This is a genomic window from Gaoshiqia sp. US2 (assembly GCF_059705485.1).
The window spans coordinates 2,918,904-2,941,273 of record NZ_AP048550.1 but is presented as its reverse complement, the minus strand read 5'-3'; the positions used below and the strand labels follow the sequence as shown (position 1 = coordinate 2,941,273).

At 45.4% G+C, this 22,370-nt stretch carries 16 protein-coding genes; 4 read left to right on the top strand and 12 right to left on the bottom strand.

What is annotated here, in order from left to right:
- Positions 1-24: 24 nt before the first annotated feature.
- The 7 genes from AC6H3C_RS11705 to AC6H3C_RS11675 all read right to left on the bottom strand — a co-directional run bounded on the left by AC6H3C_RS11705 (position 25) and on the right by AC6H3C_RS11675 (position 13,965).
- A complete protein-coding gene (locus AC6H3C_RS11705) occupies positions 25-1,272 on the bottom strand; it encodes a sulfatase/phosphatase domain-containing protein (RefSeq protein ID WP_497521003.1) in 1,248 nt (415 codons plus the stop codon).
- 11 nt (positions 1,273-1,283) lie between these two features.
- Complete coding sequence (locus tag AC6H3C_RS11700; protein ID WP_497521002.1) at positions 1,284-4,772, bottom strand: TonB-dependent receptor; 3,489 nt, start codon at positions 4,770-4,772, stop codon at positions 1,284-1,286.
- 121 nt (positions 4,773-4,893) lie between these two features.
- On the bottom strand, positions 4,894-5,964 hold the full coding sequence (locus AC6H3C_RS11695; protein WP_497521001.1) for a FecR family protein: 1,071 nt from the start codon (positions 5,962-5,964) through the stop codon (positions 4,894-4,896).
- A gap of 44 nt (positions 5,965-6,008) precedes the next feature.
- Positions 6,009-6,644: an RNA polymerase sigma factor gene (locus AC6H3C_RS11690; RefSeq protein WP_497521000.1), complete on the bottom strand. Its 636-nt coding sequence runs from the start codon at positions 6,642-6,644 to the stop codon at positions 6,009-6,011.
- Positions 6,645-6,832: 188 nt separating this feature from the next.
- Positions 6,833-10,180: a glycoside hydrolase family 2 TIM barrel-domain containing protein gene (locus AC6H3C_RS11685; protein WP_497520999.1), complete on the bottom strand. Its 3,348-nt coding sequence runs from the start codon at positions 10,178-10,180 to the stop codon at positions 6,833-6,835.
- Positions 10,181-10,207: 27 nt separating this feature from the next.
- Positions 10,208-12,490: a family 20 glycosylhydrolase gene (locus tag AC6H3C_RS11680; protein ID WP_497520998.1), complete on the bottom strand. Its 2,283-nt coding sequence runs from the start codon at positions 12,488-12,490 to the stop codon at positions 10,208-10,210.
- 56 nt (positions 12,491-12,546) lie between these two features.
- Positions 12,547-13,965, bottom strand: a complete 1,419-nt coding sequence (locus tag AC6H3C_RS11675) for a Gfo/Idh/MocA family protein (RefSeq protein ID WP_497520997.1) — start codon at positions 13,963-13,965, stop codon at positions 12,547-12,549.
- Between the two features lie 270 nt (positions 13,966-14,235).
- On the opposite strand from AC6H3C_RS11675, the gene AC6H3C_RS11670 reads away from it, so the two are divergent.
- From AC6H3C_RS11670 to AC6H3C_RS11660, 3 genes are all read left to right on the top strand, one after another.
- The gene (locus AC6H3C_RS11670) at positions 14,236-15,366 is read left to right on the top strand and encodes a phosphotransferase enzyme family protein (protein WP_497520996.1); all 1,131 of its coding nucleotides are present in this window, start codon (positions 14,236-14,238) and stop codon (positions 15,364-15,366) included.
- A complete protein-coding gene (locus AC6H3C_RS11665) occupies positions 15,356-15,994 on the top strand; it encodes a carbohydrate-binding family 9-like protein (protein WP_497520995.1) in 639 nt (212 codons plus the stop codon). Before AC6H3C_RS11670 ends, AC6H3C_RS11665 begins: the two co-directional genes overlap by 11 nt.
- Before the next feature lie 76 nt (positions 15,995-16,070).
- Positions 16,071-17,159: a LacI family DNA-binding transcriptional regulator gene (locus AC6H3C_RS11660; protein WP_497520994.1), complete on the top strand. Its 1,089-nt coding sequence runs from the start codon at positions 16,071-16,073 to the stop codon at positions 17,157-17,159.
- A gap of 67 nt (positions 17,160-17,226) precedes the next feature.
- Here the strand turns inward: AC6H3C_RS11660 and AC6H3C_RS11655 are convergent, their stop codons facing one another.
- The 3 genes from AC6H3C_RS11655 to nth all read right to left on the bottom strand — a co-directional run bounded on the left by AC6H3C_RS11655 (position 17,227) and on the right by nth (position 18,653).
- Entirely contained in the window at positions 17,227-17,574 is a 348-nt protein-coding gene (locus tag AC6H3C_RS11655) for a T9SS type A sorting domain-containing protein (protein WP_497520993.1), read from the bottom strand.
- A gap of 114 nt (positions 17,575-17,688) precedes the next feature.
- The gene (gene fdxA / locus AC6H3C_RS11650) at positions 17,689-17,859 is read right to left on the bottom strand and encodes a 4Fe-4S ferredoxin (RefSeq protein WP_423128136.1); all 171 of its coding nucleotides are present in this window, start codon (positions 17,857-17,859) and stop codon (positions 17,689-17,691) included.
- A gap of 152 nt (positions 17,860-18,011) precedes the next feature.
- A complete protein-coding gene (gene nth / locus AC6H3C_RS11645) occupies positions 18,012-18,653 on the bottom strand; it encodes an endonuclease III (RefSeq protein ID WP_497520992.1) in 642 nt (213 codons plus the stop codon).
- 84 nt (positions 18,654-18,737) lie between these two features.
- On the opposite strand from nth, the gene AC6H3C_RS11640 reads away from it, so the two are divergent.
- Positions 18,738-20,603 carry an ABC-F family ATP-binding cassette domain-containing protein gene (locus tag AC6H3C_RS11640; RefSeq protein ID WP_497520990.1) on the top strand — a complete coding sequence of 622 codons (1,866 nt, stop codon included), beginning with the start codon at positions 18,738-18,740 and terminating at the stop codon, positions 20,601-20,603.
- A gap of 1 nt (position 20,604) precedes the next feature.
- Here the strand turns inward: AC6H3C_RS11640 and AC6H3C_RS11635 are convergent, their stop codons facing one another.
- Both AC6H3C_RS11635 and AC6H3C_RS11630 read right to left on the bottom strand, forming a co-directional pair.
- Positions 20,605-21,117 carry a hypothetical protein gene (locus AC6H3C_RS11635; RefSeq protein WP_497520988.1) on the bottom strand — a complete coding sequence of 171 codons (513 nt, stop codon included), beginning with the start codon at positions 21,115-21,117 and terminating at the stop codon, positions 20,605-20,607.
- A complete protein-coding gene (locus AC6H3C_RS11630; protein ID WP_497520986.1) occupies positions 21,108-22,265 on the bottom strand; it encodes a putative porin in 1,158 nt (385 codons plus the stop codon). Before AC6H3C_RS11630 ends, AC6H3C_RS11635 begins: the two co-directional genes overlap by 10 nt.
- Positions 22,266-22,370: the final 105 nt, after the last annotated feature.

Sequence of the window (22,370 nt, the reverse complement as noted above, 5' to 3'; positions counted from 1 at the left end):
TAGCAGTTATGTAATAAGAATCGTTTATTGAGCTATATGAGGTTCTTTATAATATAGTTGTAGTTCACGTAACTCCGTTTTCAGACTGTCAACCAGTTCCTGATATTCCGGCCGGTCACAGAGATTGTGCATTTCAGTTGGATCGTTTTGCAGATCGTACAATTCCCATTCATCCAGATCGTTATAAAAATGAATGAGTTTATACCGGTCTGTACGAATACCGTAATGGCGTTTCACCGCATGTTCGCCCGGATACTCGTAATAGTGGTAATACAAGCCTTTGCGCCAGTTGTCTGTTTGTTCGCCGCGAACCAAAGGCAAAAGAGATTCTCCCTGGATATCTTCGGGGATCGGTACACCAGCCAACTCCAGTAAAGTCGGCGCATAGTCAATATTCTGGACCAACTGTCTGATTTGTCCATGTGCCTGATCGTTTTTCGGGAAACGCATCAATAAAGGCGTACGGAACGACTCTTCGTACATAAAACGTTTATCAAACCAGCCATGCTCTCCCATATAAAAACCCTGGTCCGAAGTATAAACGACGAGCGTATTTTCAGACAGATTGTTGTCGTCCAAATATTTCAACCAGCTGGCTTCATGTAATGCCACCCGCGATTTCATCAAATAAGCCGAATGTTGGGAAATACGATTTTTACCATAAGGCGGATTTGTTTTTAAAAGCATGATTGCCGAATCCAGATCAGCCAAAATAAAGCGGGCAATTTCGTTGCGCGGACGACGTTTTGAAGCCTCTGTCAATTCGTCCATCGTATCATTCAGGGTCCTCTTCACGATGGGAAAATCGCCAAAAGCCTGCACCTTTGTAAAATATTCATATGCCCGCAAGAAATAGGCTTCGCCAATGTAATGGGCAATATTTCCTGCATTACCGGTAATCTCGCCTGTTTTCCAACGGGGAACTACCGTTTGAAGAAAATAGTTGCAATTGCGGATATTGGAGAAATTCCAACTTCCGCCGGACTGAGGTACGCGCCACTCACCAGGTACCCACTGATTGGAATAACTGCTTGTAGCCTGGTTATCGGTGTGGTTGTCATACGAGAAGGTACCCGGGCCCCAGCCGCCATGCGTTGGAAAACTATACCGGTTAATGGTATAGGCCGCCAAATCGGCTTCACTCCACAAATATTCGTTGGGCGTTACGTTTGATAACGGCTCGCGGTCGAGATAATCATTACATGATGTTGTCAGTGCAACAACCAACAGCATAATGACCGCATTGATCGGATATGTTATTTTTTTGTTCATCTGCATACTGTTTAAAAATTAACACTTAAGCCACAAGAAAATACTTTCGCCAATGGATATGTTTTTCCATCGTTCCATCCACTTAGACCAACTGTTTCAGGATCGAAGGTGTCAATCATCGAGGTGAAGGTTAACAGGTTATCACCCGATATATAGAAACGGGCTTTTGAGATGCCGATTTTCCCGGTAATGTGAGCCGGTAACGTATATCCCAGTTGGAGATTTTTGACCCTCAGGTAAGCAGCGCTTTGCAGATAACGGGTTTGTGATTGCTGGTTTTTACCTGTATTGAAATATGGCTTTGGAAAATAGGCATCCAGATTTACATCGGCATGCCCGGCCTGAACCATAACTGAATTTTCGTTCCGGAAATAATCCATATGCGTCTTAAAACCCGCAGATTGCCACATTCCTCCGCTTGCACCCCAAAAATAAGGTCCGTTGGGCATCCAATCCCTTTTTCCAACGCCTTGTAGCAACACTCTGAGATCAAAGCCCTTCCATGCTCCTGTCAGGTCGAGGCTATAACGGTACCGAGGCGTTGAGTTTCCAATGATCGTACGGTCGCCTGTATTTCCCAGGACTCCCGATCCGCCGTCAATTTTTTTATCATTATTCAGGTCGGCATACATAATATCACCTGCCCCCCAGGTACTGGCGAGATTGTTTTGGTTTACATTGGCCATATGGGTATCCATTTCGGCCTGATTTCTGGCAATACCCACAGTCGTATATCCCCAAATTTCACCCATTTTTCGTCCGTTGTACCACGTACCGATATTTCCCGTTGGGTTGGGATAGTTGGTAACTTCCTGCTGATCATCAGATAAAACTGCTCTTACAGAATAGTTAAATTTGCCGATTTTGTCTTTCCAGGAAGCTTCCAGTTCAAAGCCATAAGACTTCATGTCGGCATTGTTAATTTGCGGCACGCCGGTTCCAAGTATTACCGGTAATTCGGGCGCCGGACCAACCATATCGAAGGTTTTTCGGCTGAAATAATCCGCGTTCACCAAAAGCCGGTTATTAAACATACCCAAATCAACGCCAATGTTCCAACTAGTCACCCGTTCCCAGGTTAACAAAGTACTGATTAAACCAGGCGCACTGGCTGTATTGGGCTTTTCCCCACCAAGCAACCACGACCCGTTGTTAATGCCAACAGGCATCTGAGGAAAGAAGGGATACCAGTTTGATGTATTCTGATTACCGAGTTCCCCATATGATCCCCTGAATTTGAAAGTTTGTATCGTATTATTCCACGTCCAGAAATTTTCTTTGGCAATATTCCAGCCAAGCGAAAACGACGGAAATAAATTCCAACGCTTATCTTCAAGAAAACGGGAAGTTCCGTCATAACGGAGGTTTACTTCAAGCAAATACCGTTCTTTGTAGTTGTAATTCAAACGACCGAAGAAACCGGCTGTAGCCCAATGCTGGTATTGGCCTTCATCCGCTTTACTGTTATCGGTTGCCGTATTGATGGTTGGCAACGAGGGAGAAATCAATCCACTTCGGGAAGCGGCCAAAGTCCGGTATTTCATCAGCTCCGAATTGAACCCGCCCATTAGTTTAAAATAATGCCCCTCGTTCAATGTCAATTCTAAATCAGAATAAATATTCGAGGTAAAGAAGTTGTCGGCAAAATCATATTCATAAACAGAACTGTAACCGGCAGAATTCCATCCCACAGCCACCGGATAGGGATTTTCGTTCACATCATAGGCATAAGCCGGAAGTACATCCCGATGATACGTGTAGTACTTAACGCGATAATTTCCGTCAGCATAGATATTCCATCCCTTGATCGGAGAAATAATGAGTTGTCCCTGCGTATAAATCCAGTCAGACCGGTCGTTGATGTGTCCCCCGTCTCTCATCTGAATAATTTCACTGGAATCGGTATAATATCCGTTTGGATCTTTAACCGGAACTGTCGGCCAGCGGCGGGCTATATTATGATAAAACAAATCAGATTGCTGTGTGGCTTTTTCATAGTCTTCCCGAATTAATTTGGTGCTGTAATTAAACTTTACATGTTTGCTGACTTTCGTATTTATCTTTGCTGTCAAGGTATAGCGACTAAACTGGTCGCCGGAGTGGCGCGATAAACCATCCTGATCAAGAAAATTACCGGACACGTAATACTGAACGTTTTCATTCCCTCCGTTCAAGCTGATGGAGTGTTCATGAGCAAAAGCAGCCTTTTTATATTGTTCCTTGAACCAATCGGTATTGGCATGCGAGCCGGTGTAATATTGCCAACGATCTCCGTTTGAATCGGGAACAGTTCCGTAGTCGATCTCACCCGCCTGGTACTGGAGGATTCGGTCGATAACTTCCTGTGAAAACTTAGCGCCTTCGCCCCCGTTAGCAGCTGCTTCGTTCCAGTAAAGTGCAAAAGAATAGGAGTCAAGCATGTCAGGCAAACCCAGCGGAGAGGTCAGGCGGAAATTACTGTTATAACTCACAGTGGCTTTCCCGTGCTTTCCCGATTTGGTTGTAATCAGGATAACTCCAAAGGGCGCTCGTGAACCGTAAATCGAGGCTGCAGCCGCATCTTTAAGCACAGAGATACTTTCAATGTCCTGCGGATTTAACGAGTTCATATCCCCTTCCATACCATCGATCAGCACCAGCGGCGACGAGTTAGATCCGGCACCGATTGTACCCGCTCCCCTGATATTAAAACTAAGGTCTTGGTTCAGTTCTCCACCCAAACCAGAGGTTTGAAAATTCAGACCGGGTATAATTCCCTGAAGCGCCTGTCCTACATTTTGTACCGGCCTGGATTCCAACACTTCTGCGGTAACCGCAGACACAGATCCGGTAAGGTTTACTTTTTTCTGGGTTCCATATCCAATGGCTACCACTTCTTCAATACCAATGGCTTCTTCTTCCAGAACCGCATTAATCAAGGCCTGGTCGCCGACTACAATTTCGAGGGTACGCATCCCGACAAAAGAAAATACCAAAATTATTTCTGATGGTATATTTTTTAATGAATATTCACCCTCGGCATTGGTAATTGTACCGGCAGTAGCGCCTTTAACCATAACGGTTACTCCCGGCAACGGAAGCCCCGAAGCATCGGTTACTCTGCCGTTTATGGTTCGGGATTGCTGCATGATGCCCTGAACCGACGAAAGGACAATCTGCCTGTCTATAATCCGGTAACTCACCCCTGTATCTTCCAGAAGCCGATTCAGCACTTTTTCAATGGAAGCGTCTTTCACCTGAATTGTCGTCAAGCGATCGACATCAACCCGGTCGCGGTTGTAAAGAAATACATAATTACTCTGCTGCTCAATCTGGTACAATACATCTTCCAGTTTCACATTCCGGCTATCCAGGGTAAGCTGGTTGCGCTGGGCCTGAACTGAAAATGCGAAAGCTTGGGCCAGACTGAAAATCAACAAAAAGATGCTTAGTTTCATAATCCGTAATACTTTTCTTAGGTTTAGCCTCACAGGTAAACCATACAAATCATTTTTTTTCATAATTTTGTACTGATTAATTCTAACAATTAATTGAATTTCAATTTTAGGGATGCGGATAATGTGTGGACATTATTCGCATTTCTTTTTCTACATAGGCAATCTATTTTTACTGGTTCATTTTTTAGTTATTGTAAATCTTTACTGTCCCTTTTTGGTACAGACCATTGCTGTTCAGATTTCCACGGGTATACTGAAATTTTAGCGGCGCTGACAATTCAAGCAATTGAAGTATCTGTTCAAGACTCTCGTTTTGAAAGGTGGCGTTGTATTTATAATCTGCCAGAGCAGACTTCTCAAATTTAAAATCAACATGATACTGCCGCTGCAGAACACGTGTAATAGCATCCAGTGTGGTATTGCGGAAAATCAGTTTTCCTTCGCGCCAGCAAACAAATTGTTCAATGTCCTGGTTCTCAACTTTCAATTGATTTTCGCCCCGATAAAAAAACGAAACTTGCCCCGGCAACAAAAACCGCTCGTCGCCATTTATATCCAAAGAAATACGCCCTTCTTCCAAGGCAACGGTAATTTGCTTTTCATCGGCGTAAGCATTTACATTAAACCGGGTACCGTATACCTTAACAGTGGGCCCGAAGTTCTCAACGATAAAAGGTTTTTCATCTTTCCTGATATCAAAATATGCTTCGCCTTCCAGCCGAACTTCACGTTCATCTCTGGAAAATAAGGCCGGATAAACCAGACGCGATCCCGAATTTAACCATACCGTTGAACCGTCAGGCAGGTTCACTACCGTGCGCGTACCGATAGGAGCCACAACCGAAATCGTTTGCTCTGCCTGATTTTCGGCAAGCTGCGAATAACTGGTTTCCAGCTGCTGCTTGTTCGAATAGATCATGCCTGTATAAATCATCAAAGGAAGAAACAAAGCGGCAGCCACCCTCATCAGAACAGTAATAACCGTTATTTTTCTAACCGGTTTCCCCGCCTGTTTTTTACGGATCAGCGTTTTATGCCACAGGTAGTCGATTTCCTGATCGCTGATGGACGGAGAAGAAAATGACAATCCGCGGGCTATGCTCACAGCCTCATCAAACTCATTGTTTTTATCCGGATGACATATTTTCCATTCTTCCCATCGGGCAGGCCTCTCTGTAACTTCGCCTCTCGCCCAGCGAACAAATTGTGGATCAAACAAAAGCTCCTTGAAAATATGATCGTTAAAATCACTCATTCCCGCATCTTTATTTCTAAAGTGCAAAATGATCCGGTTTATACTCAGTACTTAGAATAAAAATTTCTGTTTTTAAAAAAAATTGTCGTGAGCAAAATATCCACATCACCTATATCACTGATAGAATGATCTTTAAAATTCTTACGAATTTGCTCAAGGGCGCGAAACAAAAGGTTGCGGACGGACTGGACTTTCATTTTCATCACCGAAGCAATGACCTCAAAGTCGAGCTCATACTTAAAACGTAACAGTATTACTTCACGTTGACGGTCGGTCAGACCTTTCAAACTACTCATCAGCATTTGGTCGGATTCGGCTCCCTGTTCTTTCTGAATCAGAAAGTCTTCGCTGGAAAACACAAAAGGCTCAGGAACGTTAAATTCAGAGAAGTCGGCCTGACGAATCTTTTTAATTCTTCGCAAGAGTTCACGGCGAAGAGCCAAAAACAAGTAGGCATGAATATTTTCAATTTTTCCCAAAGATTCTTCACGGGTCAACAAATCGGCAAAAATATCCTGAATGGTGTCTTTTACCAGTTCGGAATGAGAAACCAGTTTCAGCCCGTAAAAATACAAATCCCGGAATCGGCTCCGGAATATCGCTCCATAACCTTCTGCTTTTTCGGTATCCACTACCGGAAAAAACTCACCGCTGGCGCTACTATTTTTGTTTCCCCCCATGTCTTGCTTTCGCTTTCACAAACATATCAGCCATATTCTGCCCCCTGAGTCATCGATTAACATGCAACTTTTTCCCCGCTACCTAACGTTTTCTCCTCCCCGCTTTATTAAAATTTTGCAACAAACAAAAACAAATTATCTTAAAATCAATAAATGACACACTATCCAATGAAAAATGAATAACTATGTTATTCGCGTGACAACGTTTTGCTCAGTTCTTTAAAGTTCTCAACAGTCGCATTTTCAAACGGAACCAGGAAGAAGCTGTACGTATGCGTTTCCTGCCCGCTCATCGTATATTTTCTTTGCGGACGGGCGCCCCAGCTGTCGTCGCCGCCCAGGCCGCGCTGCCCCAGGTCGATGTTCAGCTGAACCAAGTCGCGTTCGCGAATATCATGAATGTGTTTGCTGCCGTTTACTTCGGGGATCCCGTCGATCCGGTATTCCGGTTCCAGCCCGCTGTTTCCTTCATAATCCAGACCGACCGTGGTATCGAAATCTTCGTTCAGCATATGCAATGCGCTCATGCCAAGTCCGGTTTTCCGATTCGCTGACACAACCAGCAGCCCGTTTCCTTGCTCATTGCTCAGCGCCATCCAGCGTACATCGGTTTTGTACCCGTTTTCCTGCGGACGGACATAGGGCACATACTGTTCGCTCACAGTCGATTGATACAGGCCGATAAAAGCCGACGCTTTCCGGTCGACATAGTTTTCCCAGGGACCGCGACCATAAAAGCTGATGTTTTTATACTCAGCCGGGAGCTGCATCGACATGCCCACCCGGGGAATATCGGCCTTGTAATCGCTTGCCGCGAGGGTATTCGATACGTTTATCACCCCCGTGCCGGCAATTTCGTAAATACTTTCGAAGGTGGTATTCACCCCGGGCAAATGATAGATGACCTGAAACCTGACCCGGTTGAATGCTGTTTTTTCGGCCTTCAGTTCAGTCACCTCCGAAAACAGCGAGGCCTTTTTCCATTCCAGGTTATTGAATTGCATCCGGTTTCCGAAATCGTTATCGGTCGGAGCCCGCCAGAAATTTGGTTTAGGGCCCTTCCGGTCGTTCAACAACTCAACGCCCTTGTATTCATACGAGACCATCCGGCCTTCAGCTTTACTGAAAACCAGGCGAAATAAATCGTTCCACACCATAAGCTGACCCGGTTCTTCTTTCAGGTTCAGAGCACCGCCGTCATCAGGCACAACAACGCCTGCCCGGTATAAATGATCAAGCGGCAGTTGTTCGCGGGCTACTTCGAGTCCCCGGGGGAGCAAACCCCAGTCATTTTTCAGCGTGGCCGACAGCTCGACAAAATACGCTGTATTTTCCTCTGTCCCGATTTCGGATAAAGGAATACGGATCAGCTTTCCGGTATGCGACCCAACATCCAGATCATTAAATTCGAAGGTTTTCAGTGTCTTCCCGTCGGCTTTGATTTTAGCGGTAAAATTGAAGGCGCTCAGGTTTGTGAAATCATACAGGTTTTCGACAAACACCCGCAACTCGTTGCGGTGATTCACGCCCTCTGCTTTGAAATTGATGAATTCGTGAGCTTTCTTCACTTCGTACAAGGCAGGCTGCGGACTGCGGTCGGGAAAAACAAGGCCGTTATTCAGGAAGGAATTATCGGTTGGCATATTCTCGCCGTAATCGCCTCCGTAAGCATAAAAACGTTCCCCGTTTTCACTCATTTTCCAGATCGACTGATCGACCCAGTCCCAGATAAAACCACCCTGCAGGTTGTCGTACAATTCAATCACATCCCAGTAATCCTGGAAATTACCGGTGCTGTTCCCCATCGCATGAGCATACTCGCTGGGAATAAAAGGGCGGTCGGTTTTTCGCTTGCCCACGTACTCGAAAAAAGCGGGCGACGGATATTGCGGCACCAGAATATCGGTGTTCCAGTCCATGTCCAGGATACTGCCATCGTCATCTTTATACGGACGCTCGTACTGCACCGGGCGTTTCAAAGCGTCAGCATCTTTCATAGCCCGGTAACCGGCATAGAAGTTCACCCCGTTACCAGCCTCGTTCCCCATGCTCCAGATAATCACCGAAGGATGATTCTTATCGCGTTCAACCATGCGGACCATGCGGTCAACATGCTGTTCTTCCCATTCCGGTCGTTTGGCCAGCGAGTGTTCGCCGTAATACATACCATGAGACTCGATATTGGCTTCATCCACCACATAAATGCCATGTTCGTCGCAAAGCTCGTAAAAACGGGCATCGCGCGGGTAATGGCTCAAACGAACGGCATTGATGTTATTTTCTTTCCACAGGCGAATATCTTTCATGATCAATTCTTCGCTCATCACATGCCCGGTCTCCGGATCGGTTTCCTGCGTATTTACGCCTTTCAGGGTGATACGCCGCCCGTTGACCAGCAACAGACCGTTTTTGATTTCAACTTTCCGGAAGCCAATCTTTGTAGCGACAGCTTCCAGCGTATGCCCTTTTTTATCCTGAAGATGAAGCAGCAAGGTATACAAACGGGGATGTTCGGCGCTCCACTGCCCCACATTTTCGAGAATCAGTTCAGGAAACGAGACCGAAAGCCCGGGTTGTACGCCGGGGGTCACGTCACGGATTGCCGTTGAAACAACCACATTGGCAGCATCTTTCAACTCATAGCTTAGTTTTAATGGCCCTGCTTTGGGCAGATGATTCTGAAGATCAACGTTCAGCCGGAAAATTCCGTTTTGATACGCGCCGTCGAGCGTGGCAACCGCTTCAAAATCGCGGATACGCACTTTGGGCTGGGCGTAAATAAAAACACTGCGTTCAATCCCGCTGATCCGCCAAAAGTCCTGGCATTCCAGGTACGATCCGTCAGTCCAGCGGAAAATTTGCAAGGCCATGGTATTCTTTCCTTTTTGAAGATATGGGGTTATGTTGAACTCGGCCGGTAGTTTGCTGTCCTGCGAATAACCGACGTAGTGGCCGTTCATCCATACAAAGCCTCCCGACTTCATTGCTCCGATATGCAAAAAGATTTCTTTTCCGTCCCAGTCATCAGCGAGCATAAAATCGCGACGATACGAACCCACCGGGTTATAATCGTGCGGCACCTTACCGGGATTTTTCGGATGAATACGGTCCGTAAATTCAATTTCGGGCGATACCGGAGCTTTGTAGTCGGCAAATTCGTACTGGTGATTGACATAAATAGGAATACCGTAGCCCTCCACTTCCCAGTTCGAAGGTACTTTAAGGTCATCCCAATGATCCACCTGTTCATCCGGATTCATGAAGGTGAGCGGACGGTCGTTGGGCGAGCGGACCCAGTTGAATTTCCAGATGCCGTCCAGGTATTGCCTGGTCGCTGTTTCGCCGACCCTGAAACGTAAAGCTTCCTGTACGGAAGCAGAGGAAACGAACGAAGCATGTGCCGGCTCCTTATGCTCGCCAATCATCTGAATATTTTCGACATATCCCCAAACGTTGGTTATTGGATCGGGAGATTGGGAAAAAACAGTTAAATCAACAAAAAAGAAAGTAATGAGTAGTAGTAATATTGCCTTCATCTGATTGGCGTTTTCCGGTTTATTCGGTTAATACGTATAATTTTCGGGGGTAATCCGGGTGAATTGTCCGTCACCAAACTTCTTATATTCGACTACAAAATGGTTCCACGATTGAGGGAATCCGCCGATGTTGTTGTTTAAATAAATAATTTTGACCGGATGTTTTCCTTTTTCAAGTGCCATCATGGCATTGTGGCGAGAAAAGCGTTTGACTTCACCGTCGTTATTGATCAACAATTTTTCACCGATAAAAAACTGGTCGAAATTGGTTTGAAACTCGTAAACACCGTCCTCCGGCAGCTCAATATAACCAGTGAGGATGGCGGCGGTTGGAACCTGATAATCATTAATCGTAGCAAGCGTTTCTTTCGTCACGGTTAAAGCTGTCCAGGCATCAACCGATTCCAGATCTTTCACCCATGTAAAATAGCCTTTCGCATACTGCCCTTTCAGTCCGGTGCCTGTGGTTTGTACCGTTACAGCAGGAAGCAAATCCTGCTTTTCTACCTGAATCGTCCGTACCCGGCTCATTTTACCACTGTTCAGCACCGAACGGATTTTAACGGTGGCATTTTCGGTAAAAACAAGCGGCGACTCGTACACATCCGAGTTCAGATCCGGTTCCTGTCCATCCAGGGTGTAAACCATCTTCACCGGACGGGTTGTTGTAAATTCGAGCGTGGCCTCATCGGTGAAAGCCACCTGGTTTACCGGGCCTTCCGGAAGCGGAATGTGGTAATTAATCCCGTGATAATCCAGACGTTCAAACTGCAGATCCATCCGTCGCAGGAAATCGGTGTAATCTTTGTTTGCTTTTTCGGTCCAGCCAACTTCGGCCAGGGCAATGATGCGCGGATAAATGCGGTATTCAAACATTTCGGGTGTATACAGGTATTCGGACCAAACATTTCCCTGGGTTCCCAGCACATGTTTGGATTTTTCGCCATCCAGTTCCGCCGGAACAGGATCGTATCCGTATGATTCTTCGAGGGTGGTATAACCGCCAATGGCTACCGGCTCTACCTGACTGCTTCCCTGGTAATGATCGAGGTAAACCCAGTTACCCGGGGTCATCACCACATCGTGTCCTTGCTGAGCGGCTTCAATCCCTCCGGCTTCACCTCTCCACGACATGACCGTGGCCGAGGGAGCCAGTCCGCCTTCCAGAATTTCGTCCCAGCCAATCATTTTCTTCCCGTGGGCCAGCAACACTTTTTCAATGCGCTGAACAAAATAACTTTGCAACTCGTGTTCATCTTTTAAACCTTCCTGGCGAATTCGTTTTTGACAATCGGAACATTTTTTCCAGCGGTCTTTGGGGCATTCGTCGCCGCCAATATGAAAATATTCGTAGGGGAACAAAGGCACCACTTCGTTAATGATGTCTTCCAGAAACTGAAAGGTTCCGTCCTTTCCGGCGCAATACACATCGGGTTCAACACCCCAAACATTACGGACCCGGAACGGGCCGCCGGTGCATGAAAGCTGCGGATAACCCACCAAGGCAGCAAGCGAATGGCCCGGAAGTTCAATTTCGGGAACCACATCGATAAAACGTTCGGCGGCATAAGCCACAACCTCTTTCACCTCGTCCTGCGTGTAAAACCCGCCGTATTCCGAGCCGTCGCCCAAGATACGGACAGAGCCAAGTTCAGTCAGTTTCGGGTATTTTTTGATTTCGATGCGCCAACCCTGATCTTCGGTTAAATGCCAATGAAATGTATTCATCTTGAACAAGGCCATCACATCCAGTTGTTTTTTAATGAACTCAACCGGTACAAAATGACGGCACACGTCGAGGTGCATTCCGCGCCAGACAAAGCGTGGCTGATCTTTGATCTGAACGCAAGGCATCGTCCAACTCACCTGAGCTGCCGGCTCGGGGCTTTCGATGGCTGCAGGAAGCAGTTGAAGCATGGTTGACAGGCCATAAAAAGCGCCTCTTGCCGTGCCGGCTTTTACGGTCACTCCCTGTGGTTCAACCAGCAGTTCGTAGGCCTCGGCTCCGCCAACCAGAGCCGGATCCAGATCAACGGCAATAAAATTCTTTTTGGGTTTCTCTCCGACGATTTTTAAACTGAAACCGGCAGCCCGGCTAAAACGTTGGTTAATCAGGGCCACGGCAGCCGTCAGGCTTTCTTCTTCGGGAACAACAAAAACTGTTCGCGAATTGACCGTGAACGATCCTTCCTGCTGAATCAGTTCATTTGGTTGCGGAACGATCGCGATTGTCAGATCCTGGCGTTGATTGATGTTTTGGCAGGCGCCAAAAGCCATCAGCATGGCCAGTACCGGAATAATTTTTTTCAAGATGTGCATATTTGAATGATTTACAGAGTGAATAATATTATGGTGTAATTTCAATTTCAGAGTTTAACTCCCCTGACTTCTGTTGTGCCGCCGCCCTCGAGGGTCAGGTTAACGGGGGTATTCTGCTGCCAGGCTCCCCGTGTAAAATCGGGCACATCAATAGAGTTTGACCGATTGGCCACCGACCATTCCGTCAGCGGCGCAATGGCGCTCCACAAAGCGGCATCGTAAACATCCTGATCCAGCGGCAGGCCGTTACGCAGGCAATCTATTAACCGCCAGTCCATCATAAAATCCATACCGCCGTGCCCGCCGACTTTTTTGGCCATTTCACCCACTTTTCTAACAATCTCCGGGCTGTACTTTTCCTCCAACTGTTTCATTTCCGCTTCGTCAATCCAATCATGACCAAACGAAATTTTTGCAGGTCCAGGGTATTTACGTGCAATTCCTTTTGTTCCGCTTAACAAATGGATCCGGGAATACGGACGGGTGGACGTTACATCGTGCTGTACCATAATTGTTTTTCCCTGGTGGGTTTTAATGACAGTCGTATTCATGTTTCCACGGTAATTTTTTCCTGCAAATTCACTGTAAAATGAATCCCCGGCGGCTAACTCCCGGGCATGCTGAGCCATCTGAAAATCATTGGAAGCCATCGAAACGAGGTAATCCATTTTGTCGCCCCGGTTAATATTCATAGCTTGGCAAACCGGTCCCAAACCATGAGTCGGATACAGGTTTCCATCGCGGTAATTTTCCTTCAACCGCCACATATCGTAATAAGCGTTTTTGTCGAAATTCAAATCAAGCAGGTTATGAATGTAGGCTCCTTCGCCGTGAACCAGCTCGCCAAACAAACCCTGCCGGGCCATGTTAAGGGTTAGTAACTCAAAAAAGTCGTAACAGCAATTTTCAAGCATCATGCAGTGCTTGCGGGTTTTTTCCGATGTTTCGACCAGTTCCCAGGCTTCGTCTAAGGTAACGGCCGCCGGAACTTCCACCGCGGCATGCTTGCCTTGTTGCATGGCATAAACAGCCATCGGGGTATGCAGGTGCCAGGGAGTGCAGATGTATACCAGGTCAATATCGCTGCGTTCGCAAAGCGCTTTCCACGAATCTTCCGTTCCAAAGTACTCTTCCGCTTCGGGCAAACCGGCATCTCTTAAGTGCTTCTGGCATGTTTTCACCGAATTTTCCCGGATATCACAAAGCGCTTTTATTTCAACTCCGTCAATATGAGACATCCTGACAACAGCGCCGGGACCACGCATTCCCAGGCCTATAAATCCCACGCGAACTACCGGCAATTTTGGCGCAGCATAATTGCACATGTTAAAAGACTGCCCGGGCTTTCTCCCGGTTGATTTTTTGTTTCGTTCCGCTTCGGCCGACCAGGCAGGAACACCGGTTACAGCCAGGCCAACCCCCAAAGACAGATGCTTCAAAAACGAGCGACGATTGCTATTTTCCATTTGATTTTACTTTTAAGTTCTACCTTAACGGACAATTGCCTGACAATATAAAGCACGCTAAAGTAGCGTTAGGTTATTTATTGAATCACAAATATATCAAAAGTGCGTGTTCGTACACACTTTTTTGTGAAAAAAATTTTTTCGTGAAAAAATATGAATTACTTTAGTCCCCGAAATCAGGAGATTTATCAAACAGGCTTAACTGCTCAACTGAATATCAGCGTATGAATAAATCAGACTATAAACCAGTATAACTTAACAAATACACCTATGAACAAGAACGAAATTGTTGAAATAGCGCTTCAATTTGCGATACAGGGAAAAATAGCAGAAGTACGCCCTTTTGGTTCCGGACATATTCACGAAACCTTTCGGGTCGGTAACACGAACGCGGAATTTCCGGATTATGTACTTCAAAAAATCAATTCGGTAATATTTACAAACATTGATCATCTGATGGAGAATATTCAACAGGTCATCAATCACTTGCACCAAAAAAAAGAACAAGCTCTGCATTCAGATCCGGGCCAAAAAATTATGGAACTGGTACCAACACTTCAGGGGAAGAATTACTATAAACATCTGGACGGAAGTTTTTGGAGGTTGTACGTATTTTTGAAAGACACCAGGAGTTATGATCTGGTAGAAAGAGAAGAGCAGGCTCTGGAAGGAGGACGGGCATTTGGCAAATTTATTTCGTTGCTGTCGGACCTCGATCCTCAAACGGTACACGAAATCCTGCCAAATTTTCACAACATCGAATTCCGCCTCGGACAACTTCGGGATGCAAAAAAGCGTGATCCTAAAAACCGCTTAAACGAAGTTGAAGAAGAAGTCAGGTTTGTGCAGGAAAGAGCAGAGCGAATGAGCCTGATCAAAAAGATGGGAGATGAAGGGAAATTGCCCCTCCGAATAACCCACAACGACACCAAGTTTAACAACGTGTTGCTCAATGAAAACGATCGGGCGGTCTGTGTGATCGATCTGGATACCGTGATGCCCGGTTATGTGGCTTACGATTTTGGAGATGCCGTCAGAACGATTATAAATACCGCGGAAGAAGATGAAAAGGACCTGAATAAAATTCAGCTCAACCTGAATCTGTTTAAAGCATATGCAGAAGGCTTTATCAGTGAAACAATTGATATTCTTAATGAACATGAACTGGATTCCCTTTCGCAGAGTTGTTTGCTGCTCCCTTTTATTATGGGTGTTCGCTTTTTAACCGATTACATTGACGGCGACCATTATTACCGCATCCATTTCCCCGATCATAATATCCAACGGGCACGGGCCCAATTCCAACTGGTCAGGAAGATCGAGCAACAATTCGATGAAATACAGGACACGATTAAACAGCTAAGTTCAATTAAAAAAACACGCAAACCGCATGAAGCTTGAAATCCCTTTGATCTCTCATCCGGTAAAAAACCAAACGGAGCCGGACTCCCTGTTCAGTCGATTGACGGAAATTCCGCTCGATAAGTTCTCCTGGGGAAAAGCATCGTCGCTTCCCCGGGTCGGGTTTAAAATTGCACATAATCAGGAAAACATCTTTTTATTTTTCCGTGTAACCGAAGAGCAGGTTCTGGCCCGTTATACCCGGCACAACGACCCGGTTTATACCGATAGTTGCGTTGAGTTCTTCATCGCTTTCGACGATGAACCCAATTATTACAATTTTGAATTCAACAGCCTGGGGACTTGTCTGGCAGCCTGGGGACCCGACCGGCATCAACGCGAACGGGCAAATCCGGATCGGTTAAATCTTATTCAGACGCAAACAGTCATCAACCGGGTTTCACACCATCAACTTCCGTGTTTTGAGTGGCAGTTGAGTTTAAAAATACCCGTTTCAAGCTTTTTCAAACATCAGATCAATCAACTATCTGGAAAAACAGCCCGGGCCAATTTCTACAAATGCGGCGACGACCTTAATCAACCGCATTTCGTAAGCTGGCAAACGATTAAAACCCCGGAACCGGATTTCCATCAACCCGTTTATTTTGGAGAAATTGGCTTTTTATAAACTCTTCGACCCGATAATGCCATGAAAAGAAGATATTCCATATTTTTGCACGTTTACTGGCCAAATGCTGGAAATTATGGAAAATAAGGAACTAAAAAAGAATATGGTCCGCATAAAAGATATTGCCGAAAAAACCGGCGTATCTACCGGGACAGTCGACCGCGTACTGCACAACCGGGGACGGGTGTCCGAAAAAGTAAAGCAGCGGGTTCTTTCAATTGCACAGGAGCTAAATTACGAGCCCAACATGTTGGCGCGCGCGTTGGTGTCAAAACGGGAATACCGGATCGCGGCCTTAATTCCGGATGCCTCACTCGATGAATTCTGGGAACAACCCGTCAGCGGAATAAAAAAAGCAGAAAAGGAGCTTCAGCAATATGGACTTACTGTTAGCTATCATATTTTTAATCAATTCGATGTTGATTCATTTAAAGAAAAAGCGGAAAAAGTTTCTGAATTAAACTACGACGGGATTTTACTGGCTCCTGTTTTCTACAGGGAGTCGCTCACATTTCTTCGTAAATGGAAGGAACAAAATATCCCTTTTAATCTTTTCAACACCCATATCCCCGACTACGAGCCGCTGGCCTATATCGGACAAGACTCCTATCAAAGCGGTGTGCTTGCAGCAAAACTCCTTCACTACGGCCATTTAGGCGGCAGTCCTTCAGCATTTATCATCGCCCACATCGACGAAGATGTCTCGAACTCGTCACACCTGATCAAAAAAGAACAAGGCTTTCTTGACTACTTTGAGCCGTTTCCCAAACCTGATTTTCAAATGATTCATGCCGATCTGAAAAACAGTTCGAACGAGATCATTTTCTCCGAACAGTTGGATAAGCTGCTCAACGACCATCCACAGGTATCCGGAATATTTGTGACAACGTCCAGGGCTTATACGGTTGCAAATTATTTGCAGACAAAAAATATCAGGAATATACGTCTCGTGGGTTATGATTTACTGGAGAAAAATTTATCGTATTTAAACAAAGGCATCATCCACTTTCTGATCAACCAAAACCCAAGGAAGCAGGGATATTACGGAATCCATTTTTTGATTGATCACCTCATGTTTAAAAAGAAGATTAATCCGATTAAGTACCTGCCGTTGGATATTATTACGCGCGAGAACCTGCATTATTACATCGAGTCAGAGATCTAGCTCTCTCCCCTTTTGAGCTTATTGTCAGATCCTGCTACCGCGGAAAATGGGAAAGTGGTAAAATCAATCAAACTTTACGAATTCTGAAAACGTAAATTTCTCCTTCTATTCGCACCCGCAGCAGATAAATGCCGGTATGGATATTTTTAATCTGCAGTTTTAACTGTTGGTTTCCTGAAATAATATGTATGGGTTCCCACCGATGGACCATATTCCCTAAAATATCAACCAACTCAAAATTTGCAGTGGCATCATCAATGGCATCAATTTCAACAAACACATGATTTTCTACCGGATTGGGAAAAATTTTCTCAATTCGATAAAGCCTTAAATCATTTTCCAGATTTGTTTCCGGTTGTGAAAAGACTGATAAACCAATAAAAAGAGAAAGAAAAAGTAAAAAGTTTGCCTTCATATTTTCATTGTTTATACCTCATCATGCAAGTTCTGTTCCAAAAGGTTGGCATAAGTTACAAAAAAAGCCCGTCATATTTGATATGACGGGCGAAATTTTTTATGCTTTCCGGTATTATTCTGCAATCGAGATTGCGTCAACCGGGCAAACTTCGGCGCAAGAGCCACAATCAGTGCAAAGATCAGCATCGATTTTGTAGATATCGCCTTCTGAAATAGCTTCAACAGGACATTCATCTATGCAAGTTCCGCATGCAATGCACTCATCTGAAATTACATAAGCCATAACACTTCTTTTTAAGTTAGAGATTAGGGCAAATGTACAAAGTTTGATAAAAATTCAAAGTAATCCTCCCGGTTTTTTTCGGCCTGGTTAAGGTCTAATTAACATGAGTTGCCAGCGACAAAGTAGTCTGTACCGGTGCCCTCTGCCCCGTCTCACTTTTTTTCGTCGCCGTAATACAGGCAGAACTCTTTTAGTCCGCACTTTTCACATTTCGGATTTCGTGCCGTACAGGTATATCTTCCGTGCAGAATGAGCCAATGATGGGCCAACGGAACTAATTCTTCGGGGAAATGCTGCATGAGCTGTTTTTCAGTCTCAAAAGGTGTTTTCGCGTTTGTGACCAGGCCAATGCGGGCGGCAACCCGAAACACATGCGTATCAACGGCAAAGGTTGGTTTTTCGTAAACAACCGATGCAATCACGTTGGCCGTTTTTCGGCCTACGCCCGGCAGTTTCTGCAATTCGTCCACATCGTCGGGAACAACTCCCCCAAAATCGTCGACCAACATGCGGGCCATTCCAACCAAATGTCTAGCCTTATTATTCGGATAAGAGCACGACCGGATATAGTCAAAAACCTCGGCTGAATCAACGTCGGCCATCGCTTCGGGCGTGGGAAAACGGCTGAAAAGTTCGGGCGTAATCTGATTTACCCGCTTATCCGTACATTGAGCCGATAAAATCACGGCAACTAATAATTGATAGGGATTCGAATAATGCAATTCTGTTTCGGCAACCGGCATCTCTTTTTGAAAATACGCGATCACTTTTCGGTAACGATCTTCCTTTTGCATAATCATCTTGTTTGCTGATCAACAAAAATAAGCGATCTGCTTTACCTGACAAATTATTCCTATTTTTGCGCAAAATATTTTGAAATGATTCCCTACTTACAGGCCGAACAAATTTCGAAGCGCTTTGCTGATTTTATGCTCTTTGAAAATATTTCCTTTACCATATTTAAAGATCAAAAGGTGGCTCTGATCGCCCGAAACGGAGCAGGAAAAACAACACTGATGGAGGTTCTGGCCGGAAATGACAGCCCGGATGCGGGGAAAATCACCCAGACCAAAGATGTAAAGATCGGCTATCTGAAGCAATCGCCTGAATTGAACCTGAATCTGACCGTACTGGAACAAGCGTTGCAGTCGGATAATCCCGCTCTGCAGGTAGTGCGCGACTTTGAAGCCGCGTTAAAACACAACCAACAAAATGAGATCGAACGGCTGAGCATGAAAATGGACGAACTTCATACCTGGGATTTTGATGTAAAAGTAAAACAGATTCTCAGCCAGTTAAAAATTGACAACTACGATCAGTTGGTCGGAGAACTTTCGGGTGGACAACAAAAAAGGCTGGCGCTTGCCAATGTATTGGTAAACGAACCGGATTTGCTGATGCTGGATGAGCCAACCAACCACCTCGACCTGGAAATGATCGAATGGCTCGAAAACTACCTCGAAAAAACCAATTGCACCCTGTTTATGGTCACACACGACCGGTATTTTCTGGATCGCGTGTGTAACGAGATCATCGAGATTGATCAAAACCAGGTGTTCAACTACCAGGGAAATTACAGCTATTACCTTGAAAAACGGCAGGAACGCATTGAACAATTGCAGGCATCGACCGAAAAAGCCCAAAACCTGCTTCGCACCGAACTCGACTGGATGCGGAGAATGCCCAAAGCACGGAGCCATAAAGCCAAATACCGGATCGATCAGTTTTATGAACTGAAAGAAAAAGCAGGTTTCAGGCGTCGCGATGATAACATCGAACTGAATATTTCATCGTCGCGAATGGGCAGTAAAATCCTGGAACTGGAGCATATTTCAAAAGCCTACGGCGACTTAAAACTAATTGAAGACTTTAGCTATAAATTTTCGCGCTTTGAGAAGGTTGGCATCGTCGGAAAAAACGGAACCGGAAAATCGACCTTCCTCAATATTATTACGGGAGCAATTCCGGCCGACAGCGGCGCCGTGGATACCGGACAAACCATAAAGATCGGTTACTACCGGCAGGAAGGCATCAGCTTTAAAGAAACAGACAAGGTTATTGACGTAATTAAAAACATTGCCGAAGTCATTCAATTTGAAGACGGCAACAAAATGACTGCCAGCCAGCTTCTGACCCGTTTCCTGTTTCCGCCAGAAACCCAATACAACACCATAGAAAAACTCAGCGGAGGCGAACGACGCCGGTTGTACCTGTGCACCATCCTGATGCAAAACCCGAACTTCCTGATCCTGGACGAACCGACAAACGACCTCGACATCATGACCCTGAATGTACTGGAAGACTATCTGGCCGGCTTTGGCGGATGTGTCATCATTGTTTCCCACGACCGGTACTTCATGGATAAAATCGTTGATCACCTTTTTGTGTTTGAAGGGAACGGAAAAATTAAAGACTTTCCGGGAAACTACTCCATTTACCGCGATTATCTGTCCGACCGCGAACAACTGGAAAAACAGGAGCAAGTTGCCTCCAGGCCGAAGCAGGTAAGTGAAAAGCAAAAAAAACAGGCTCAAAAACTGACTTTTCATGAAAAAAAGGAATTTGAGCAACTGGAACTTGACCTGGAAAAGCTCGAAAACGAGAAGAAAGAGTTGGAAGAAGCGCTTAATTCAGGAGTACTGCAACCCGATGAACTGCTGCAAAAAAGCAAACGCTTTGCCGAACTAACCGACGAGTTGGGAGAAAAAGAAATGCGCTGGCTCGAACTGAGTGAAAAAGCCTGATCTAAAGATCGGCAGCCTTAAGCTGCCCGATAATTTCCTTAATCCGGCTAACCACTGAATTGGCAGATATGGTCGCTCCGGAAATGGCCTGGATATCTTCACCGTACTTCAGATCTCGTCCGCTATAACCGATAAACTGGTCGAGCCATCTCCTCGATGCAATCTCGCCCCCGTGATCAGAGATGTAATTCACGATCCGAACAAACTCCACATCTTTTTTTAAGTTTATAAAAATCAGAAACTCAAACTCATCATGACGCCCCTTTCCGGTTGCATCGATGACATATCCGGTTGCTTCGTCGTTCAGCTTAACCAGGAACACGTCATCAACACACGCTTTCAGGCTCCCGTTTACCGATAAATGTTCGAGTGTTAATTCTGATTTTTTTACACGAAACTCTTTCTCCAAGGTTTTAAGGATCTTTCCGGCGTCGGCGCCGAAAAGATCCGCATCAAACAAAAAAAGAAGTGCAATCAGTAAAATAAGTCCTATTTTAAACCTTGTTAAAACCATATTCCAATTCCCAGGTTTAATTGCTTTTTATTGGTATCGGTTGCTTCATTTTCGAACCACTGCAAATCAGCCTTTAACACAGCTCCCGGAGTCATCCACCAGCCTAATCCGGCGGTAATATCGGACCTGTCGTAAGCCAGATTCTTAACCAGATTTTCCGTTTTTGCATGGGTATTGTATTTTTCGTACCGGACAAACGGAATCAGTTTTTGTTCTGATTTTCCGGAGCTCAACACATCGTAGCCTGCTTCCAGATAGTAACCAAACATTTCGCTACCCAGGTCTTTCCCGGTAAATTTGTTATACTGGCCGGTGTTATTGATCGAAGCATAAATCATCTGACCTCTCAAAACAAGCCCCTTAACCGAATAGGCCGCATCCAAACCAAGCATATTCAATCCAACAACCGACGAGTCGGCCCTGGCTTCCAATAAAGCATCATCTTTGGGTAAGCCGTTGTAAAGGGTCGACTGTGTTTCGCCGAAATAACCGCTCAGCCCCAGTTTAAGTCCCGGTAATCCGTAATAACCAACTTTTGCAGACAGGTTTGGATGAGACATAATCGATTCGGCGCCTTTTTGACGTCCCCGGCGAAATCCGTCGCTTCCGCGCAAAATACCCGAACCGTCATAACTTTTAAAGCCATTAACCACATAAAGTTGGTATCTCATATTTAAATTCTGTACCCTCCCGGTAAAACCGGCGCCAATTTCCCTCCAGGTTGTCGGAACAATCTGTCCGTCCAGGTTAGGCCGTTCAACTCCGTTATAGGTAGCCGGCTCGTGGTATTCGTTGATAATCCCCATCGGGATCAGCAACAAACCGCCCCTGAAATTCAACCAGTCATTAATCTTATAATTTAAGAAGGCTTGCTCGATATAAACTTCCTGAACATGTTCGTATTCCACTTCGGTAATAAATTGCGTTTTCTCGTTGAAGCGGTAACCAAACATCAGCACCACCCGGTGCACATCCAAGGTTCCGTTACTTCGGGTATCAGACGAAAAGGGCTGGTTATAATCGATCTGGGCATATCCCCCGATTGTCAGTTTCTGGTCCGACTCCAGCATCAGTTCTGAAGTATTTTGCGCATTTACATAAGTCGCAACAATGAGCAAACAAGCAGCAATAATAATTCTGATTTTCATACAATAGTCATTAAGTTGAATAAATTCACGGGCAAAATTACCTGAGACAGGCAGATGTTGCAATCCCTATTTGTTGGGATATTTGATACGACGGAGGAGATCAAA

What these genes read in the sequence shown, in the direction of transcription:
- AC6H3C_RS11705 (WP_497521003.1), bottom strand. Translation starts at nt 1,272, where the DNA reads ATGAACAAAAAAATAACATATCCGATCAATGCGGTCATTATGCTGTTG.
- AC6H3C_RS11700 (WP_497521002.1), bottom strand. Translation starts at nt 4,772, where the DNA reads ATGAAAAAAAATGATTTGTATGGTTTACCTGTGAGGCTAAACCTAAGA.
- AC6H3C_RS11695 (WP_497521001.1), bottom strand. Translation starts at nt 5,964, where the DNA reads ATGAGTGATTTTAACGATCATATTTTCAAGGAGCTTTTGTTTGATCCA.
- AC6H3C_RS11690 (WP_497521000.1), bottom strand. Translation starts at nt 6,644, where the DNA reads ATGGGGGGAAACAAAAATAGTAGCGCCAGCGGTGAGTTTTTTCCGGTA.
- AC6H3C_RS11685 (WP_497520999.1), bottom strand. Translation starts at nt 10,180, where the DNA reads ATGAAGGCAATATTACTACTACTCATTACTTTCTTTTTTGTTGATTTA.
- AC6H3C_RS11675 (WP_497520997.1), bottom strand. Translation starts at nt 13,965, where the DNA reads ATGGAAAATAGCAATCGTCGCTCGTTTTTGAAGCATCTGTCTTTGGGG.
- AC6H3C_RS11670 (WP_497520996.1), top strand. Translation starts at nt 14,236, where the DNA reads ATGAACAAGAACGAAATTGTTGAAATAGCGCTTCAATTTGCGATACAG.
- AC6H3C_RS11665 (WP_497520995.1), top strand. Translation starts at nt 15,356, where the DNA reads ATGAAGCTTGAAATCCCTTTGATCTCTCATCCGGTAAAAAACCAAACG.
- AC6H3C_RS11660 (WP_497520994.1), top strand. Translation starts at nt 16,071, where the DNA reads ATGGAAAATAAGGAACTAAAAAAGAATATGGTCCGCATAAAAGATATT.
- AC6H3C_RS11655 (WP_497520993.1), bottom strand. Translation starts at nt 17,574, where the DNA reads ATGAAGGCAAACTTTTTACTTTTTCTTTCTCTTTTTATTGGTTTATCA.
- fdxA (WP_423128136.1), bottom strand. Translation starts at nt 17,859, where the DNA reads ATGGCTTATGTAATTTCAGATGAGTGCATTGCATGCGGAACTTGCATA.
- nth (WP_497520992.1), bottom strand. Translation starts at nt 18,653, where the DNA reads ATGCAAAAGGAAGATCGTTACCGAAAAGTGATCGCGTATTTTCAAAAA.
- AC6H3C_RS11640 (WP_497520990.1), top strand. Translation starts at nt 18,738, where the DNA reads ATGATTCCCTACTTACAGGCCGAACAAATTTCGAAGCGCTTTGCTGAT.
- AC6H3C_RS11635 (WP_497520988.1), bottom strand. Translation starts at nt 21,117, where the DNA reads ATGGTTTTAACAAGGTTTAAAATAGGACTTATTTTACTGATTGCACTT.
- AC6H3C_RS11630 (WP_497520986.1), bottom strand. Translation starts at nt 22,265, where the DNA reads ATGAAAATCAGAATTATTATTGCTGCTTGTTTGCTCATTGTTGCGACT.